The 17,836-nt window shown below is 37.6% G+C and carries 24 protein-coding genes and 1 pseudogene; 8 read left to right on the top strand and 17 right to left on the bottom strand.

What is annotated here, in order from left to right; all coding sequences use genetic code 11:
• Nucleotide 1: 1 nt before the first annotated feature.
• The 16 genes from P163_RS13120 to P163_RS13195 all read right to left on the bottom strand — a co-directional run bounded on the left by P163_RS13120 (nt 2) and on the right by P163_RS13195 (nt 12,374).
• A complete protein-coding gene (locus P163_RS13120; protein ID WP_034892083.1) occupies nt 2–976 on the bottom strand; it encodes an ATP-dependent 6-phosphofructokinase in 975 nt (324 codons plus the stop codon).
• Nucleotides 966–1,883, bottom strand: coding sequence for an alpha/beta fold hydrolase (locus P163_RS13125; RefSeq protein WP_034892086.1), 918 nt, complete (start codon nt 1,881–1,883; stop codon nt 966–968). The genes P163_RS13120 and P163_RS13125 overlap by 11 nt, the downstream gene beginning before the upstream one ends.
• A complete protein-coding gene (locus tag P163_RS13130; protein WP_034892089.1) occupies nt 1,880–3,223 on the bottom strand; it encodes a dicarboxylate/amino acid:cation symporter in 1,344 nt (447 codons plus the stop codon). The genes P163_RS13125 and P163_RS13130 overlap by 4 nt, the downstream gene beginning before the upstream one ends.
• An 8-nt stretch (nt 3,224–3,231) precedes the next feature.
• The gene (locus P163_RS13135) at nt 3,232–4,293 is read right to left on the bottom strand and encodes a class I fructose-bisphosphate aldolase (RefSeq protein ID WP_034892092.1); all 1,062 of its coding nucleotides are present in this window, start codon (nt 4,291–4,293) and stop codon (nt 3,232–3,234) included.
• 11 nt (nt 4,294–4,304) lie between these two features.
• Nucleotides 4,305–5,318 carry a type II glyceraldehyde-3-phosphate dehydrogenase gene (locus P163_RS13140; RefSeq protein ID WP_034892094.1) on the bottom strand — a complete coding sequence of 338 codons (1,014 nt, stop codon included), beginning with the start codon at nt 5,316–5,318 and terminating at the stop codon, nt 4,305–4,307.
• A gap of 19 nt (nt 5,319–5,337) precedes the next feature.
• Nucleotides 5,338–6,693, bottom strand: coding sequence for an APC family permease (locus P163_RS13145; RefSeq protein ID WP_034892097.1), 1,356 nt, complete (start codon nt 6,691–6,693; stop codon nt 5,338–5,340).
• Between the two features lie 7 nt (nt 6,694–6,700).
• Nucleotides 6,701–8,056: an NAD(P)/FAD-dependent oxidoreductase gene (locus P163_RS13150; RefSeq protein WP_034892100.1), complete on the bottom strand. Its 1,356-nt coding sequence runs from the start codon at nt 8,054–8,056 to the stop codon at nt 6,701–6,703.
• Complete coding sequence (locus P163_RS13155; RefSeq protein WP_008616424.1) at nt 8,053–8,514, bottom strand: universal stress protein; 462 nt, start codon at nt 8,512–8,514, stop codon at nt 8,053–8,055. Before P163_RS13155 ends, P163_RS13150 begins: the two co-directional genes overlap by 4 nt.
• Before the next feature lie 12 nt (nt 8,515–8,526).
• Nucleotides 8,527–9,141, bottom strand: coding sequence for a lycopene cyclase domain-containing protein (locus tag P163_RS13160; RefSeq protein WP_231556198.1), 615 nt, complete (start codon nt 9,139–9,141; stop codon nt 8,527–8,529).
• A gap of 100 nt (nt 9,142–9,241) precedes the next feature.
• Nucleotides 9,242–10,036, bottom strand: coding sequence for a helix-turn-helix domain-containing protein (locus P163_RS13165; RefSeq protein WP_156100707.1), 795 nt, complete (start codon nt 10,034–10,036; stop codon nt 9,242–9,244).
• A gap of 11 nt (nt 10,037–10,047) precedes the next feature.
• Complete coding sequence (locus P163_RS13170; RefSeq protein WP_034892114.1) at nt 10,048–10,323, bottom strand: DUF5676 family membrane protein; 276 nt, start codon at nt 10,321–10,323, stop codon at nt 10,048–10,050.
• Nucleotides 10,324–10,335: 12 nt separating this feature from the next.
• Nucleotides 10,336–10,560, bottom strand: a complete 225-nt coding sequence (locus P163_RS13175) for an SHOCT domain-containing protein (RefSeq protein WP_027884439.1) — start codon at nt 10,558–10,560, stop codon at nt 10,336–10,338.
• Between the two features lie 22 nt (nt 10,561–10,582).
• Nucleotides 10,583–10,795 carry a heavy-metal-associated domain-containing protein gene (locus P163_RS13180; RefSeq protein ID WP_027884438.1) on the bottom strand — a complete coding sequence of 71 codons (213 nt, stop codon included), beginning with the start codon at nt 10,793–10,795 and terminating at the stop codon, nt 10,583–10,585.
• Nucleotides 10,796–10,805: 10 nt separating this feature from the next.
• Nucleotides 10,806–11,033, bottom strand: coding sequence for a hypothetical protein (locus P163_RS13185; protein WP_034892122.1), 228 nt, complete (start codon nt 11,031–11,033; stop codon nt 10,806–10,808).
• 166 nt (nt 11,034–11,199) lie between these two features.
• A complete protein-coding gene (locus P163_RS13190) occupies nt 11,200–11,781 on the bottom strand; it encodes a helix-turn-helix domain-containing protein (RefSeq protein ID WP_034892125.1) in 582 nt (193 codons plus the stop codon).
• Nucleotides 11,782–11,957: 176 nt separating this feature from the next.
• Nucleotides 11,958–12,374, bottom strand: a complete 417-nt coding sequence (locus P163_RS13195) for an HYC_CC_PP family protein (RefSeq protein ID WP_034892128.1) — start codon at nt 12,372–12,374, stop codon at nt 11,958–11,960.
• A 247-nt stretch (nt 12,375–12,621) separates the two neighbouring features.
• On the opposite strand from P163_RS13195, the gene P163_RS13200 reads away from it, so the two are divergent.
• From P163_RS13200 to P163_RS18485, 5 genes and pseudogenes are all read left to right on the top strand, one after another.
• The gene (locus P163_RS13200; protein WP_034892131.1) at nt 12,622–13,038 is read left to right on the top strand and encodes an HYC_CC_PP family protein; all 417 of its coding nucleotides are present in this window, start codon (nt 12,622–12,624) and stop codon (nt 13,036–13,038) included.
• A gap of 101 nt (nt 13,039–13,139) precedes the next feature.
• Nucleotides 13,140–13,385: pseudogene (locus tag P163_RS13205) on the top strand (DUF3347 domain-containing protein); the annotation flags it as partial.
• A gap of 43 nt (nt 13,386–13,428) precedes the next feature.
• Nucleotides 13,429–13,941 (top strand): DUF3347 domain-containing protein, encoded by a 513-nt coding sequence (locus P163_RS13210; RefSeq protein ID WP_034892138.1) that lies wholly within the window; start codon nt 13,429–13,431, stop codon nt 13,939–13,941.
• Between the two features lie 73 nt (nt 13,942–14,014).
• Entirely contained in the window at nt 14,015–14,461 is a 447-nt protein-coding gene (locus P163_RS18480) for a hypothetical protein (protein WP_034892140.1), read from the top strand.
• A gap of 196 nt (nt 14,462–14,657) precedes the next feature.
• On the top strand, nt 14,658–14,831 hold the full coding sequence (locus P163_RS18485; RefSeq protein WP_218152226.1) for a P-II family nitrogen regulator: 174 nt from the start codon (nt 14,658–14,660) through the stop codon (nt 14,829–14,831).
• 96 nt (nt 14,832–14,927) lie between these two features.
• Here the strand turns inward: P163_RS18485 and P163_RS13220 are convergent, their stop codons facing one another.
• Entirely contained in the window at nt 14,928–15,821 is an 894-nt protein-coding gene (locus P163_RS13220; protein WP_034892142.1) for an IS1595 family transposase, read from the bottom strand.
• Nucleotides 15,822–15,922: 101 nt separating this feature from the next.
• Between P163_RS13220 and P163_RS13225 the strand changes: the two genes are divergently transcribed.
• From P163_RS13225 to P163_RS13235, 3 genes are all read left to right on the top strand, one after another.
• Nucleotides 15,923–16,510 (top strand): DUF3347 domain-containing protein, encoded by a 588-nt coding sequence (locus P163_RS13225; RefSeq protein WP_034894378.1) that lies wholly within the window; start codon nt 15,923–15,925, stop codon nt 16,508–16,510.
• On the top strand, nt 16,511–16,963 hold the full coding sequence (locus tag P163_RS13230; RefSeq protein ID WP_034892144.1) for a heme-binding domain-containing protein: 453 nt from the start codon (nt 16,511–16,513) through the stop codon (nt 16,961–16,963). It begins immediately after the preceding gene.
• Between the two features lie 280 nt (nt 16,964–17,243).
• The gene (locus P163_RS13235; protein ID WP_156100709.1) at nt 17,244–17,813 is read left to right on the top strand and encodes a helix-turn-helix domain-containing protein; all 570 of its coding nucleotides are present in this window, start codon (nt 17,244–17,246) and stop codon (nt 17,811–17,813) included.
• Nucleotides 17,814–17,836 lie beyond the last annotated feature (23 nt).

Raw genomic sequence — 17,836 nt, forward strand, 5'->3', positions numbered from 1 at the left:
TTTATTTTCCAAATAGTTCTAAGAGTTCGTGCAATTCTTTATTGACCTGATGTTGTTTGACCACTTCATTAAAAGGGGTTAAGTGCAATTGATTGTTTAAAATCCCGACCATTACATTCTTTTTACTTTGTAAAAGTGATTTTACGGCTTCCACCCCAAGCCTAATACCCAACATCCTATCTAAAGCAGAAGGATTTCCACCACGCTGTACGTGCCCAAGTTTTGTAATTCGTAAATCGACATTGGGGTTGACTTCCTTTATTTTTGAAGAAACAAGTTCGGCACCTATTTCATCGCCTTCTGAAACCACGACAAGAAAAGCATCTTCGCTATCGTAATTTTTAACCTTATCCAATAGATAAATAAAGTCCTTTCCACTCTCGGGAATTAAAATGGCATCTGCTCCTGTGGTAAGTCCTGAATGAATGGCGATGTAGCCAGAATCCCTGCCCATTACTTCCACAATGAATACCCGATTGTGAGATTCCGCAGTGTCCTTTATTTTATCAATATTCTCAATGGCTGTATTTACTGCGGAATCAAAACCAAGGGTATAATCTGTTCCTGAAATATCATTATCTATAGTACCAGGAATGCCGATAAACGGAATGTCGCATATTTCTGAAAAAGTAAGTAGTCCTTTAAATGTGCCATCGCCACCAATGGCAATCAGGGCATCTATTTTGTTTGCATTTAGGGTTTGCAGGGCTTTTTTTCGACCTTCCAGTTCGAGAAAACGTTTGCTTCGTGCGGTCTTTAGAATTGTGCCACCCTTTTGGGTCAGTTTTTGTAATTCGTGTGATTTAAATTGAACCAAGTCACCGTCTATCAATCCTTCATATCCTTTTCTAAAACCACTAACTTTTATACCAGTTGCTTCAGCCGTTTTTGCAATGGCGTACAAGGCTGAATTCATCCCTGGACTATCACCTCCAGAGGTAAATACACCTATATGTTTAATTTTATTAGTATTCATTTAAAATTGTTTTTTGTGATTTTTTATCTGAAACAGAAAAATCTTGGATGGTCTTCCATACAAATTCTGCTTCTTTTAGAAAGAACTGATGGTCTCCCCCTGTAGAGGTAACAGTTTTTACGTTTGTAAATTCTCTTGATAAGTCTATAGCATTTTTGAGCGGTGCAGTAGTGTCCTTTGCTCCGTGAATGAAAAGCACTTTTGTGTTTCTAATCTTTCTTGCAATCCCGTATAAATCTGTTTTTAGGATTATCCTCGTAAGCGAATAATAGTAGCTCTGCCAATGGTGTTTTTTTGCATCTTCATAAACATCATCCGTGAGGTTGTCTGGTTTAAATGCACGCGACATAAAAATGGGATGAATCATACAGATGTATTTAGAGAATCTGCTTATTGATATTCTGTCCACAAAGGAATGTGAGGACATAATTTTTTTAAATTCATCTGCATCCTGATAAACAGGTATTCCAATAAAAATGCCTGCTTTGAGCCAATTTGAGTGTTTTTCCAATAGGGCCATTGAAATTATAGCGCCCATAGAATGACCGGCAACTATGGTTTTTCCATCATTGAATCCTTCTTTTTGCAAAACCAATTCTAAAGCTTTTAGTTGAACTGAAAGCGAATAATCACTTTGTGGTTTTGGCGAATCACCAAAACCCAAAAGGTCTATTAATAGCAAAGTGTGTGTTTTTGAAATGCTTTCTAAATTGCGTTTCCAATAATTCAATGACCCTGTCAAACCGTGCAGCAAAACGAGTTTGTTTTCACCCGCACCTATAATTTCATAATTTAAGAGTGTTTTGTCAGCATCATAAGCTGGGTGCTTAACAATCTTATAATGTTGATATCCTGCTATTGCGACCACAGGAAAAATGAAAAATATGGATATGAGTAGTAATGTCATATTTTTAAAGTTTTATCATTAACCAATATTGGGGTTTTACCATAAAACCTATTAAAAACCATACAAGCTGTGAGGTCACCCGTTACGTTTACAGCAGTCCTGAACATTCCCAACAATCTTTCTACACCAATAATAATGATGATGCCTTCGGCTGGAATACCGACACTTCCCAAAACAGAAGCGAGTATCACCACACCACCTCCGGGAATGGCAGGTGTGCCGATTGAAGCAGCAACGATGGTTACGATGACCACAATAATATTGAGCAAACTCATTTCCAAGCCATAGGCTTGGGCTATGAATAGCGTAGTTATGGTTTGATAGAGTGCAGTGCCATCCATATTGACGGTTGCACCTATGGGAATAATAAAATTGCTAATGGTCTTGTCCACCTTCAATTCTTCTTCGGCTGTTTGAAGGGAAAGTGGCATCACGGCCGCAGAGCTTGTGGTTGAAAAGGCCAATAATTGAACGTCCCTTATTTTTTTTAGGAAATGCATAGGGTTTGCTTTTCCAAGAAGCACAATTAGCCCTAAATAGAAAATTACCAAAAGTAATAGACCGAGCAGGACGACGCCAACATAATAGGTGAGACCGGAAAGAGAACTTAAACCAACACTAGAGGTAAGCTGCGCCATAAGTCCGAAAACAGCAATAGGGACTAATAACATAGACCATTTTACCACCGTCATACAGACTTCCTGAATGGCAGTTAGAAGCAGCTTTACTGGGCGCAGTAAATCATTTTCAAGAGATAGCACAGCTACACCAATAATGATTGTGAAAATCACAATACTTAACATTTCACCACTTACCATAGATGCCAATGGATTTTCAGGAAGCAGGTTTGAGATGGCATCAGGAATCGTTTCAACTCCGAAGGAAAGCTCGGGTTCATCAGTTGAAACTGCCGTAATTTCATTATGCTCTTTTAGTGCTTGTTGATGAAGAAAACGACCCGGTCTAAAAATTTGGGATAGTATCGTACCAATGCTAACCGAAACTATTGTTGTGCCCAAAAAATATAGTAAAACACCACCACCTAATTTTTTTAAACTGTCCTTATCATTACTTGCGATTCCTGTGATGATGGAAGCCACAATCAACGGAATCATAATCATTTGAACCAGTTTCAGAAATAGTACACCGGGCAATGCCAGCCAATTCCCCGCGATATCTGCTGTTTCTTTAGAAATCCATCCGTTTTGTGGACTCAATAACAGACCAAATCCAACACCTAACAACAAAGCAATGATTACTTTAAGCCATAGACGGCTTTCTACCAGTTTAAGGAGGTAGTGGTTAAGTGATTTTAATGATTTTATCTCTGTGTCAAACATTCTGTTGATTATGCTATACTAATTTTATCGTCCAAATAAACTTCCTGAACAGATTGTAATACTTTCACGCCTTCGCTAAAGGGCTTTTGAAATGCTTTTCTTCCCATTATCAGCCCAGAGCCACCAGCCCTTTTATTGATGACGGCAGTTGTTACAGCTTCGGACAAATCTGATTTGCCTTTGGAACCACCACCTGAATTAATCAGCCCTATTTTACCCATATAGCAATTGGCTACTTGCAACCTGCAAAGGTCAATAGGGTGGTCTGTGGTAAGGGTTTTATACATTTCATCATCATATTTTCCAAATCCTATCTCTTTGAAACCAAAATTATTGGTTGGTAATTTTTGTTTGATGATATCTGCCTGTATCGTTACTCCAATCTGATTGGCTTGTCCGGTTACATCGGCCGATGCGTGATAATCTTCTTTATCGGTTTTAAAAGCTTCATTTCGTGTATAGCACCATAAAATGGTAGCCATACCAAGATTATGAGCTTCTTCAAAAGCCTCTGCTATTTCTTTGAGTTGTCTGTTACTTTCCGCTGAACCAAAATAAATCGTAGCTCCTACGGCAATTGCTCCCATATCCCAAGCGGTTTTTACCTTACCAAAGAGTGTTTGGTCATATTTGTTCGGGTAGGTAAGCAGTTCATTGTGGTTAATCTTAACGATAAAAGGGATTTTATGGGCATATTTTCGGGCATTCAAACCCAAAACCCCAAACGTGGAAGCCACCCCATTACAACCGGCCTCAAGGGCGAGTTTTATAATGTTCTCTGGGTCGAAATAATCTGGGTTTTTATAGAATGAAAAGGCCGCGCTATGCTCAATACCTTGGTCCACAGGAAGGATACTTAAATAGCCTGTACCTCCCAGATTTCCGTTGTTGTACAATTGTGAAAGACTTCGAAGCACCTGCGGATTTCTGTTGCTACTGCCAAATACTTTTTCTAAACTATTTTTGCTTGGCACTTGCAATTCATCCTTTGTTATTTTTTCACAAACGTGTTCTAAATAGAAGTCTGCTTTTTCTCCTAAAAGTTCTACTATATTCTTGTCTGTTTTCATTTTGATAGTATTTAATGGATTCCTAAACTTTCATTTGTTTTGGCTATGGATTTTGTACCATCTGTTTCAATTCCAGTTAAAGCCCTAATAGCATCAATTGTTTCCGGGATTACAATAGCTTGGTTATCGACCACGTAGGCATAAAAGAGTTCGTCTCCCTGTACCTTCAGCATATCTTCCCATAGTGCTACTTCGTACATATCGCCCCAAGGTCTTCCCATATCCAAGAACATTTCTTTAATGGTATTGTTTGAAACTAGGCCTTGGTCATATTGAATTAGTTTAATACGGCTAGATGTTTTAAGGGCGTTAAGAACTTCCTCTTTTGTGGCTTGTCTTTTCAACTTCACATTCCAATAGTGCATATGGCTCAATGTTTCAGGTACTTTTACTGCTGCGGTGATGACATCCAGTTCTGGGTCAACACTTTTAGCATCCGGACCTTGATGGCTTGGGATATCTTTTTCGGGAACCATCGTATTCATAATACCACCCAAATGACTTTCCCAAGGGTCTGTAGCTCTTCTTAAAAGTGTACCTCTGGCATAATCCAATAAATCGGCTCTTTTTAAAGCGGTCAAGGTTCTTAAAATAGACGTAGTATTACAGGAAACTACTCTTGTCGCATTCAAGTTTAGAGCTGATTTGTAATTATTTTCTGCACTAAAGGAATGCCCTGTGGTTTCGTGTTTTTCGCCACCGTGTAGAATAAATTTGATGTTTTGCTCCTTGTAGATAACGACATTCTGAGCGGCAATTTTTTTGGGTGTACAGTCCACAACCAGGTCTGATTTCTTTAAAAGCTCCTGTAAATTTCCTTTTACTGAAATTCCTTCGGATTTCATTTTACCTTCAGCTTCCTGGGTAGCTGCATAAATATCGTATTCCTTTCTTACGGCATTTTGAATTCGCCAGTCGGTAATGATATCGCATACTCCCGAAAGCTTCATATCTTCTTGTAGGTTGATGGCATCTGCCACCCTTTTTCCAATGACTCCGTAACCTATAACTGCTACATTTTTCATATAAATTGTTTTTAATTAATTATGTTTTATTGTTTTTGTCACTTGTATTCTTCATTCCCATCGGCATATTACCTTCATCGTCTGTATGTGAAATCATAAAAAGGCGTTCCGCCACAAGTATTAGAACAATCCCAATTGCCGCGACAATAAGAACCAAAGGATCGTTCAGATATTTTATATAAATAAAGGCCGAGAGTACTGCAACATCCAGTATAATGGCAATCACGGGGATAATTGGTTTAAAATCCACTTCTTTTCTAAGATTGCGGAACAGCCCCCAATGGATAGCGATATCCATAATAAGGTAAAAAATAGCCCCAATGGATGCTATCCTTGTCAAATCGAAAAGCACGGTCAGTAAAATGGCGAGGGAAGACGTGAATATTAGTGCTGGATTTTTTAAGCTACCAAGTTTGGTTAAAGAAGGCACCTGTTTCATATTGCTGAGCATTGCCAACAAGCGTGAAGAGGAAAAGATACTGGCAATGACCCCAGAAACCGTGGCAATAATGGCAATGCCAATGGTAATCCAGGAACCCCATTCCCCAAAAACAGGTTTTGCGGCGGCTGCAAGGGCATAATCTTTAGCTTCGATTATTTCAGGAATGCTTAAACCTCCCGCAACAGCTAATGCCAAGGCTACATATATCAGTGTGCAGATAAGTATGGAAAACACGATAGACCTACCAAGATTTTTATGCGGGCTTTTAATATCGGCTCCTTGGTTCGTGATTGTTGTAAATCCTTTATAGGCAAGGATTGCCAATGCCAATGCAGCCACAAAGCCAAAGCCCTGTGGTAAAGCTTCGGTATTTTGAGGAATATAGCTTCCTGTAATGTCTGCAAATCCAGAAACTATTAACCCTGCAATGGCGAGCAATGCAATACCAAAAACTTTGACAACTGCTGTAAAGGTAGCTGTTGCACCAATAACCTTATTGCCCAGGATATTCACTATATAAGCAATAACAATAAGTCCGACTCCAAGAACAGAGGCATAATTTGCGTAGGAATCTGGAAATAGCCTAAGTGTATAAGCCCCAAAAGTGCCGGCCACCAAACTTTCTGAAACTACCATTGATACGTACATCAGTAAAGAATAAAACCCAGTTGTTGTTCCAGGCCCATAGGATTTGTTAAGGAATTTAACCACACCTCCAGACGACGGAAAAGCATTTGAAAACTTGACATAGGAATATGAACTGAACCCCACCACAACGGCTCCCGCAATAAATGCTATTGGAAATAGATCTCCCACTAATTCAGCTATTTGACCCATTAGGACAAATATGCCAGCACCAATCATTACGCCTGTACCAAGGGATATGGAACCTATTAGGGAAAGCTTATCTTTATTCTCTCTGTTATTCTTCATTTTTAAATTATTTTCCCCTGTTTTTAATCGAAGATTTCGGATTAAAATTTCTAATAATCAGTCGGTTGCTCTTTTCATAAGTGAAATAACTAACCGCCCAATTAAAACCAACCATCAATCTATTTCTAAATCCGCTTATGGACATCAAGTGTACTATGGACCATAGTAACCAGGCGAAATAGCCAGCAAACTTCATTTTTCCCAAGTCGGCTACTGCTTTACGTTTTCCTACGGTTGCCAAAGAACCCTTGTCTTTATATTCGAAAGGTTTTGGTGCCTCGTTCTTAATGATTTTTAATAGTGAATCACCCAACCATTTACCTTGCTGAATAGCTGTCTGTGCTACTTGTGGATGCCCTTTGGGTCTTTCTTCAGAAATAAGCGCAGCTATATCGCCTATGGCAAAAATGTTTTCGTAGCCTTCTACTTTTAAATTAGCATCGGTTTTAATCCGGTTGCCCTTGACCACGTGTTTTTCATCAATACCTTTTGGGAATTGTCCTTTTACGCCAGCCGTCCAGATAAGGTTTTTAGCCAAAATGGTCTTATCACTTTTGGTAGTGACTTCCTTTCCATCATAATTGCTTACAGCTTCATTTAATAATACCTTTACATTTAAATCCTCTAAATATTTGAGGGTTTTCGATGATGCCTTGTCTGACATTGTGCCTAACAACTCATCAATGGCTTCTATTAGATAAATATTCATAATGGAAGAAGGGTACTCTGGGTAATCTTTGGGAAGGATGTATTTGCAAAACTCTGCCAAAGCTCCTGCCATTTCTACGCCTGCTGGACCACCACCTACTATTACAAAATTTGTCAGCGCGTCGCGTTCTTTATCATCACAAGTAATAGCTGCCTGTTCCAAATTTTGCAACATCATATGACGGATGTTGAGGGAATCGCGAATATCCTTCATCCCCAAACTATTTTCGGCCACAGAATCCATCCCAAAGAAATTGGTGGTCGTGCCAGTAGCCAACACTAAATAGTCATAAGAAACACTTCCCTTATTGGTCAATATAGTATTTGAATCAGGTTGAATTTCCTCAACTTCAGCCAAACGAAATACTACATTTTTGTAACCATTGAATTGTTTTCTAAATGGAAATACTATGCTATCAGGTTCCAACGCACTCGTTGCCACTTGATATAATAAAGGTTGAAATTGATGGAAGTTATTTTTATCGAGTAAAACCACTTGAACTTCTTTGTGTTTCAGTTTTTCAACCAATGCCAAACCTGCAAATCCTCCACCAACGATAACCACACGAGGTAATTTAGTATCTGGAAGACAGATTTCATCTGTTATCTTACAGGTGGATTCCAACGGAATGCTATGTGTTTGCTTTTCTTTCATTTTTTATTTCTATCTCTTGCAATGAGTACTGAACATTTGGCATTTGTGGTCAAATATTGGGATACAGAGCCCAATACTAAGCGTGAAAGTGCACCGTGACCCTGAGAGCCTACTACGATTAAATCTGCACCCCAATCTTCTGCTTTTTCATAAATAGTACTTTTGGGCAGGCCACTAACAACACTTGTGGTTATGGTAAGTGCCTTGTTTTCGGCCTTGATTTTATCGAAAGCTTCTGAAACGATTTTGTTTCCCAATTTTTGAGCGTTACTTCTAATTTCTTCTATGTAATTTCCTATCCTGCCGCCCATAGTATGCAATCCCAGGCCGGTTGTTTTCGGAACTTCATAAACATTTATAATATGAATTTCACTATTTGAGGATAGGGTCATTTTTATAAGTTCGTGAATGGCTACTTTACTGAAATCTGAACCATCTATGGCCAATAATATTTTCATAATTTGAATGTTTTAGTTGGTTGACATTTCTTTCGATTTTATAAGTTTTCTCCAATACAAGTGTTCATATAATCCAGACCAATACATACCAAAGGTGAAAGCGAACAGTAACTCTTCAATTGGGATTCCCAAAACAAGAATATGGGTCAGGTTGTCCAGATTCCAGTACAACTCCACATATTGGGGATAGAACGGAAGGATGCTTCCGAAATAAATGAAGTACAGTATGGTAAACAAGATTCCTCCAACCCATATCTTTCCTTTTAAATCTGGGCGACAGTACAATGTTGCCAAACCACCAAAAAACATTGCAATGATGCCACAATAGATGTGGTTAAGCGCGGTGAAAAGACTAAATATTACAAATACAATGGCTGGAACAAAAAGTATATAAATATGTAGCTTATGTCTTTGGTGGCTCCGTTCGGTATGAGGCATATCTATATAGCCTTTTTTGAATATCAGATTATACAATACCGTCCCTATTCCGCCAATAGCAAAAGAGAAGATAAGGCTCTCAATATCAAAACCTGTTCTTTCCGCTAAATGGAATAGGGAAGGTGGAAACCAATATTCTGGAACAAACAAGGGTTCTGTTAGGCCAAAGGGCATAGTGATAAGGCTCATTTTGAGCATTTCTTTTCTATACCCCTTTTTTGACAAATAGATTATTGCCCAAAGCGCAAGAATTATAAGAGACCATATAAACCAGACATATTGCATAGACCTATTGCTTTCTATTTTCTAAATAATTAACAGCTTCTTTAACAGTCAATGGGTAGGTTGCATTGCCAGTACGCACATAGAATGTGGTGTTTTCGGTATCGTTGACATAAATGGGTTTTTCCGAAGGTTCGATATCCACTACGCACACATCTTTTTCATTAATACTGTAAAATGAAATATGGTTGCTGAAACAAGCCTCGTGCCCCAATTGCGTAGAAATAATCCTGAACACCGCACGTTCATACCCGTCCCTGTTTTTATGCTTTAGGGTTTTATAATCTTTTTCCAATCCCAGAACATTTCCTTCGTCATCAACACCAATTATAAGTTTTCCACCTTTTGCGTTCATAAACCCTGTGATGGTTTTGGCTATGATAACTTCTAGGTCGCGATTGGTTGATTTACGGTAATAGTCATAACGTATGGAAGACTTAAATTCTACGCGCTCATTTTCACCGGCCTGGATCAATTCTTCAATATCACGAACAAGCAGCCGCTGTTGTGTGCCAATAATTTCATCTTTCTTTTTCAGGTTTATCCAGAACAAACCAGAAACTATTCCCAAGAAGCCTCCCAATAGAGTCAATAAGCCGCCCATTCCCCGCATATCGAAGGTGAAAGATTCCACAAAACGTTCTTCCAGAACTTGCTGAAACAAGGGGAAAGAGAAGGGCGTATTACTGAACTCAAACCAATAGATTACCATTGTGAAAGGGTGTACCAGGAAATAAAAAATACCTGCACCTAATAGTAAATGAATAAAAATGATTTTAATTTTCGCCATAGCCTTTTTCAACTTTCACAATTTTATTTGTTTTTAATTTGAGCATTGTAAAAAGCAGCGATGCACGCGCCTATAAGCCATCCTAAAATGAATATCTGTACTATTCCCAAACCGGCTTCCCATAAAGGAACATCCATTCTAATAATACTGGTAACATCCAATCCGTGCACAAGGCTATTAAAAAATGTTATGGATCCTCCTTGTCCGGCTGTAGCCATTACGATCATACAGCCCAGATATATCAAGGCTCCAGTTAGACCGAGGGCAAAACCGAATTTTTTTACATTTAATCGATACATAATTTATATGTTTTAAGATTGGTTATCTGATTTTAATAATTTTTTGGATTCTTCAAATTCCTCCTTTGAAATTTCGCCCTTGGCAAACCTGTTTTTTAGGATGTCCAATGGCTTTTCTTTTTTTGGTTTTTGGTATGGGATATCAGTTGGGATAAAGAAAATCCAAATGATAAACGCCATCCAAATAATCCACCATATCAGGTGCATACCTCCGAAACTTCCGTCGTGAAAAAACATAATTTTTGATTTTAAGTTACTTTTACAGTTTTTCAATTGTGTAACCCTCAAGGTTGCTGAGTTGTTTTTGTAATTCATCTACTGAAAGCGTTTCCTTCATAGTGATGATTGTAGCTCCTTTTGGTGCCAGAAAAATTTCTGCCTTTTCAATCTTTGGATGTTCTTCCAATGTCTTTTTGACCCTGCTAATGCAGCCGCCGCAACTAATACCATTAATTTGAAATTTTCGTTTCATAACATAAATTTTAGTGATGTTGTCCTTCTTTTTTTTTATCCTTCTTTTTTAAGTTCTCATTGGACAATCCGTGCGTATGGCTCCCGTGCCGCATGGGCATTAACAAGTGTACTGCGAACATTATTATAATAAATGCAAAAAGCCAGGTGCCACCACCAATTCCAATAGATGGTGCTAAAAAGATGAGTAAAAGCGGCAGTCCACAACCGAGGACCATCCATAACCAGTGATTTTTCATTGTTTTTTATTTTAATTAATGTTTATTCCTCGCCTTTTTAAGACCTGAACTGGCTTATGTTGTAATTGGGGGATTATCAACACAAGCCTTAGGGTTTTTAATATTATAATTAACACGAAAGCTATCTGTTTTTATGCTACTTCATCTGCATAACTTTCGTTGTTATTTATATAATTTCATCATAGAAATTTCGTTTCCATTTTTCTGTGTTTTTATAGTCGCTCATACTCATTCCCACAATCTCTTTAAACTGTCTTGATAAATGGTTAATGCTACTATAATCCAGCATATATGCCACATCTGAAAAAGAATATTGTTTTAATTGAATAAGTTCTTTTACTTTTTCAATTTTCAGTTTTATAAAGTATTTTTCAATGGTGGTGTTTTCATTTTTAGAAAACAGCCTGCTCAGTATTTTATAATCCCTGTTGAGCGTAGAAGACAAATGTTCTGAAGTATTTGTTTTCAAATGAAGTGGTAACTGAGTAAGCAGTTGGATTAGAATGATTTTTACTTTTTCAACCAGCATTTCCCCTTCACTTTGTACTATTTCAAAATCATTGGAATGAAGTACTTTGGTAACTTTATACGTAACCTCCGTGTTGGTGTTTTTTGAAGATTCAACCAATAGTTTACCTAATTCCAAAGAGAGTACGGTTATTCCCATCTCTTCCAGTTCTTGCGTTATTACTTTTAGACAACGGCTACATACCATATTCTTTATCCAGAATTCTTTCTGTAAATCCATAGTATTAATTATTTATTCTTAGAATGGTATTTATTCTAATAGATTATAAATTTCTGTTTTTCAAATAGTTGAAAGTGTGGTATGCTCAGGATAGAGCGCACCAGTTGTTAGCCTTTGCGTAGTACAGGCCAACATATAAGGTAGGTTGTTTGAAAAAGAACCTACTTAGGATGAAATCAAATTAAATATACCTCGTGGAGTACTTGAAAATCTTTCGGTATGAGGGGTGGGTCATAATCCCTAAAAGGGATTATATTTTGTTCCAACCCTTCGAATAGATTTACGTAAGTGTAAAAAAATGTGTGCAGGAAAACCAAATTTTGATTTTCCGTTTTAAAGGAGTTTTTTTGAAAGTTATCGCTACCTTCTTTTACAAAAGATTTATTATCACAGCAACCTTTCTTTTCAAGAGAACATTCTTTCGAAGAATTGTCTTGAGTATCCATCGCTTTATCGCACACCTTGGCTTTGGTGAAAACAGCTATATCCACAAGCTCATTACAGCAGAAATGCATATTTACAGTAAAGGACGAGGTAGCGAACATTACTGCAAGTACCAATGAAACAGCTATTGTTTTATTAAAGCTTTGCATAATACGAATATAAAAAAATTAACAAATGTTAACTATATTTTTAACATAATTTTTAGTAATGTGTTTTTTAACACCTTATTTAACCGAAGATACTGCAAAAAAAGACGACGGTAATATGATATTTATCATATTTTTAGAAATTTGATTCTCTTTTTGTCGAAAATAGTATAAGAAGTAAAAGTTTACATAACGAAAAAGAATTATTAATGTTTTTATATTTCGTTGTTTTATATATATTTGCAGTCTTATGAAATCATTTTTCCATAAAATATTATCTGTAGCCTTAGCGAGCTTGGTATTTGTTACCACTATGTCTTTTACTGTAGATATGCATTATTGTGGAGATTCTTTGGTTGATTTTGCTTTATTTCATAATGCTCAAACCTGTGGAATGGAAAATCAATCATCCCAAAAAAGTTGTGAAGCAGGTTTTTCGGAAAAATCTTGCTGTTCAGATGCACAAATAGTGAATGGCGGTCAAGATGATTTAAAAACATCTTACACAAATTTAACCTTTGAGCAACAAGCCTTTGTTGCTACTTTATTTTATACCTATATTAATCTTTTTGATGGACTGGATAAGAACGTTGTTCCATTTAGAGATTATACACCTCCTTATCTCATAAGGGACGTACAGAAACTACACGAAACTTATTTAATTTGATTTTAAACAGTTTCCGATAATTATCGGAAAGATTTGCCCTATGGTTACTGCCATCTTGGGCTTACTTTGTTGTGTTTAATTTTCTGCTATTATTAATTGGTGCTGCAGAAAAAATAATGGAGAGTGAAGATATTTCTACTCAGCGGGATCATTTTAAACACCTGTCTGCCCATTTGAGTAAAGCGATGCAACTTTTTGGAGTGGGACAGACCGTTTATAAGCAATTTTGCCCTATGGCAGATGACAATGCGGGAGCCTACTGGCTCAGCCGTTCAGAAGAGATCAAAAACCCTTATTACGGTAGCGCAATGTTAACCTGCGGCGAAATCGTGGAAACTATAAACTAAAGCAGGGAAGAACAAATTTTTATAACCTTTAAAACCTATTAAGATGAAAAGAACAATGATGATGCTCCTTCTAACTTTGTTAAGCATGGGAGTTTATGCACAACACGACCACGACAATATGGCCGGTCATGGTGAAGAAATGCAAATGTCGCCTAAGTTCAAAGACAAAGATCTGGGCGCTGCTTATGAACATTACCTATTGGTAAAGGACGCTTTAGTGGCTTCAAATGATGCAAAGGCCGCCAAGCATTCGATGAAACTCGAGAAAACTTTGGCAAAAGTGGAAAATGCTGAGACGGCTCGCAAAGAAGCTTCGCAAATGGCCGGTGCCACTTCTCTGGAAGACCAACGTGACAATTTTAATGCTCTTAGCGATGCAATGTTGAAACTGGTTAAAAATGGGAAGCTTGCCAAAGGTGAAATTTACCTGGAATATTGCCCTATGGCAAACTCTAATAAAGGCGGCTATTGGCTTTCCAATGAAAAGGCGATCAAGAACCCATATATGGGCCAAAAAATGCTGAAATGTGGTAGTGTAAAAGAAACTATCAATTAATAAAGTCCTGCAAGGTATGGATAGACTCTTTTTTATAGGTCTATCCATTTTGCAGGCACAAAATTAGATTGAAATGAAAAATACATTCAAAGTTCTAACAGCGGTATTTCTTCTGGCCGTGGTTTTTGGTGCTTGTAACTCCTCTGGGGAGCAGCAAAAACAAAAAAAGCAAGACAAACTGGCTACAGAAATTAGTACAAGTACCGCCAATAAACAAACCTTTTCTTTAGATTTTCAGATAGGAGACAAGTTGCCTAATGACCTGGTATGTATGGTAAACGATGCCTATATGGCCAAACCGCAAATCCCGGTTCCGGTAAACGGGAAAACCTATTATGGTTGCTGCGAGATGTGCGTGGGCACCTTGAACAACGAAGAATCTGCAAGGATGGCCACCGATCCCCAAACAGGGGAAAGCGTGGATAAAACCGAAGCCTTTATTGTACTGCTTGACGCGAATGGCCGGGTTGGCTATTTTAATTCAGAAGCGAATTACACAGCTTACACAAAAAAGAGCTAAGCATAACAAAACTTATTTCAACTTAAATTTAGAAGATATGAATGAGATCAAAGCCTTTATCAGACCCGAAAGACTTAGTGAAGTGACCATGAATCTGCGGGAAGAAAACTTTTGTTGTTTTACCGTATTTCAAGGCGAGGGGGTTGGAGATTAAACTGATTCCAAAACCGCTTCCCCCAGTTTGAATTTTCCATTTATGCACAGCAAAGTCATTAAAATGGAGATAGTGTGCGAAAAAGAGGATGTAGATAAAATTGTAAATATTATAAAAGTAAGTGCCCGTACTGGCAAAAGCGGGGACGGGCTCATCTATGTAAGCGACGTGGAACAGCGTATAAAAATAAGGACTGGGGAAAAGGAAAGCCGGTAAGTGCTTTTTTTGTTTCCGGTCGAACAACCAAGTAAAATACTAAGTTCCGGGCTGTGTTTTATGGCATCCGGAAAATTTAATTATAGAGGTCAGTAGTTAGTTACTTATAATTTGGGATTGATATATGACATTGCCCTGAACCATTTTTGTAATCAGCTTATTGAATATAGTAGCTTTGCTCTGAGATCGGTTGATCCTGAAACAGAATTCGTTAAAATACCTGTTCAGGTTTTTATCGCTTACCCAGGAATAAGTGGTTCTAATCCAAGATTTCACTTGGTGTATCATGGTGTGAATTGCCTTAAAGTTCAATCCCTTATTGCTTTCTATTTGTGTAATGTCATATGCTTTGGCAATTGGCCTATAACCACGCCATTTATCAGTGGTTACCTTAGCTTTGCGGCTTATATGGTTGATAAAGATGTACTGAAGGGACTGGGCTGAAAAATCTTCAATTTTCATGGTATACATCCGCTTTACCTTTCCATCTTCGGTCAATTGCACTGCCGTGATTGCTTTTTTTTTCTTACCATCATAACTTCTTCCTATTTTCCCCTCGTCCCTGCCGCCCATAACAAATTCATCCACGTGAACATCACCATCCATAGGGTCATTCCCACTCGAAGCCATAGCTTCTCTAACTTTCAACATAAATAATCTCGCCGTTTTTTCAGTAACCCCATAGCGCACGGCCATATAACTTGCTGATAAACTTTTGGTTGTCGTGGCCATCTCAAAACAAATAAAAAATGCTTTGCGAACACCAAATTTAACCTTGTGAAAAAGGGTGTTTGCGGTAGCGGATTCAATATGGTGGCAAATATTGCACTGCCTGGCAAAATCCTTCCGTACTTGGCAAGCAGTGTGATTACATCTTGTACATTTAAAACCGGTTTTGGACTTGATTGAAGCAAGGTATTTCTTGCAATCCTCATCGGTTTTGAACCGATCAGAGAACTCCAGAAGGTTTTGACCCTTAAAAATATCCATATTTTTATATATTTACTGGTAATAAAGATATGTATTTAAATACTGACCTCTATTTAATTAATTGCAGTAACAGAAATATCAACCTTTTAAAAACAAGAAAAATGAAAACAGTAAAAGTAAGTTTGGGAGTGATGGCTATGGCATTTGCCGTAATAAGCACTTCTTGCAAGAACAACGAGAAAAACAGCAATACAACTATTGAAGACGCGGCGACCGAGCGCGCTGTCCCGATGGAAGAAAACAGGATGGAAAGCAGCAATGCTGCCCAAACCGATGCCAGCCTGACCACATACTTGGAGCTTAAAAATGCCTTGGTAAATGACGATCAGGAGGCCGCGGCCAAAGCCGGGGAAAAAATGGTGGGACAGTTAAAGACCTTTAAAACGGAAAACTACGAACAGAACGACCAACAAGAACTGCAAGATATCATAGAAGACGCCACTGAGCATGCCGAACACATTGCGGAAAGCCCCATAGGCCACCAGCGGGAACATTTCGACATTTTGAGCAAGGACATGATAGACTTGATTGACATTGTCGGAACCAGCCAAAAGTTGTACCAAGCTTATTGCCCGATGTACAATAATAACAAAGGTGCACAGTGGTTGAGTGTAACCAAAGAAATCAAAAATCCCTATTATGGAAGTAAAATGATGGATTGCGGAGAGGTGCAAAGAGAAATTAACTAAATGAAGACAATCAAAATCATTGCACTGGTTTTTTTAGTTGTGTTGGTGGGCATCCAGTTTGTGCCCACCAATCGCAACCAAAGTGAAGTGGTGCCAAAATCAGATTTTATGCTGGTGAACAATGTCCCGAAAGACGTACAGGATAAATTAAAGGTTTCCTGTTATGATTGCCATAGCAACAATACAGCATACCCTTGGTACAATAAAATACAACCAGCTGCCTGGTTTTTAGAGGATCATATAAAAGAAGGAAAAGATGAATTGAATTTTAATGAATGGGGTGAATATTCCGACCGAAGAAAAAACAGCAAACTCCGGTCAATCATCAGTCAGATTGAAGATGATGAAATGCCACTGGACTCCTACACTTTTATTCATGGGGATGCGAAACTTTCCAAAGAAGAAAAAACAGAAATGATACAATATATGACCCAGCTTAAAAATAGTTTATAGGGGATTTTTAAAATAAACAATATCATATCCCAAAAAAGGAAAGGAATTTTTTCATTGATTGGTTAGTTAATCTTTTTCTTTTGAGAGTATGATGTTAAAGTCCTGTGAGGGAAGGGTATTCTTAAATTTAATTAGTTTATAAAGCCTCTTCCCTTGACAGGCACAAAAACCAAAAAATGAAATATTGTTAGACTACTGGGAAAAACATGGGCGTGGTAGCTTAAATAAATGCTTAGGGTATGATAAAAAATAAATTTTTAAAAAACATTACCAAAAAATTATCATGGTAGAAGTCTTTGTTAAAAATATGGTCTGTAACCGGTGTATAAAAGTAATTAAAAACGAGTTACTTGAAGCCGGGGTGGAAGTAACAAAAGTAGAACTAGGCCGGGTAGTTTATAAAAGCAAAAATATAGCTCGTGATTCTAAAAAGTTAGAAAAGGTCCTCGATGAAAATGGTTTTGAAATATTGGAGGGATCCGATAAAATTTTAGTCGAGAAGGTAAAACAAAGTCTTATACGGCTTTTGGAAAACCTTCCCCTGCAAAAATCAGGGACTTTATCCCGCTACTTATCCAAAGAAACCAAAATTGATTATTCGAGGTTGAGTCGAATTTTTTCCTATACCGAAAACATAACGGTAGAAAAGTATTTTATAAAGCTGAAAATTGAAAAAGTAAAAGAGCTCATTCAGTCCAAACAATATAATTTTACCCAGATTAGTCAGCTATTGGATTATACTAATGTAAATTATCTTTCCCGGCAATTTAAAGCAGAAACAGGGATGAATTTATCTGAATATAAGGAACTTAATAAAAATTTTAGAAATTCTTTAGACCAAATTTTATAGATGTTTAACCAAATTATGACAAT

Origin of the sequence: Gillisia sp. Hel_I_29 (assembly GCF_000744275.1) — a bacterium.
GTDB lineage: Bacteria > Bacteroidota > Bacteroidia > Flavobacteriales > Flavobacteriaceae > Gillisia.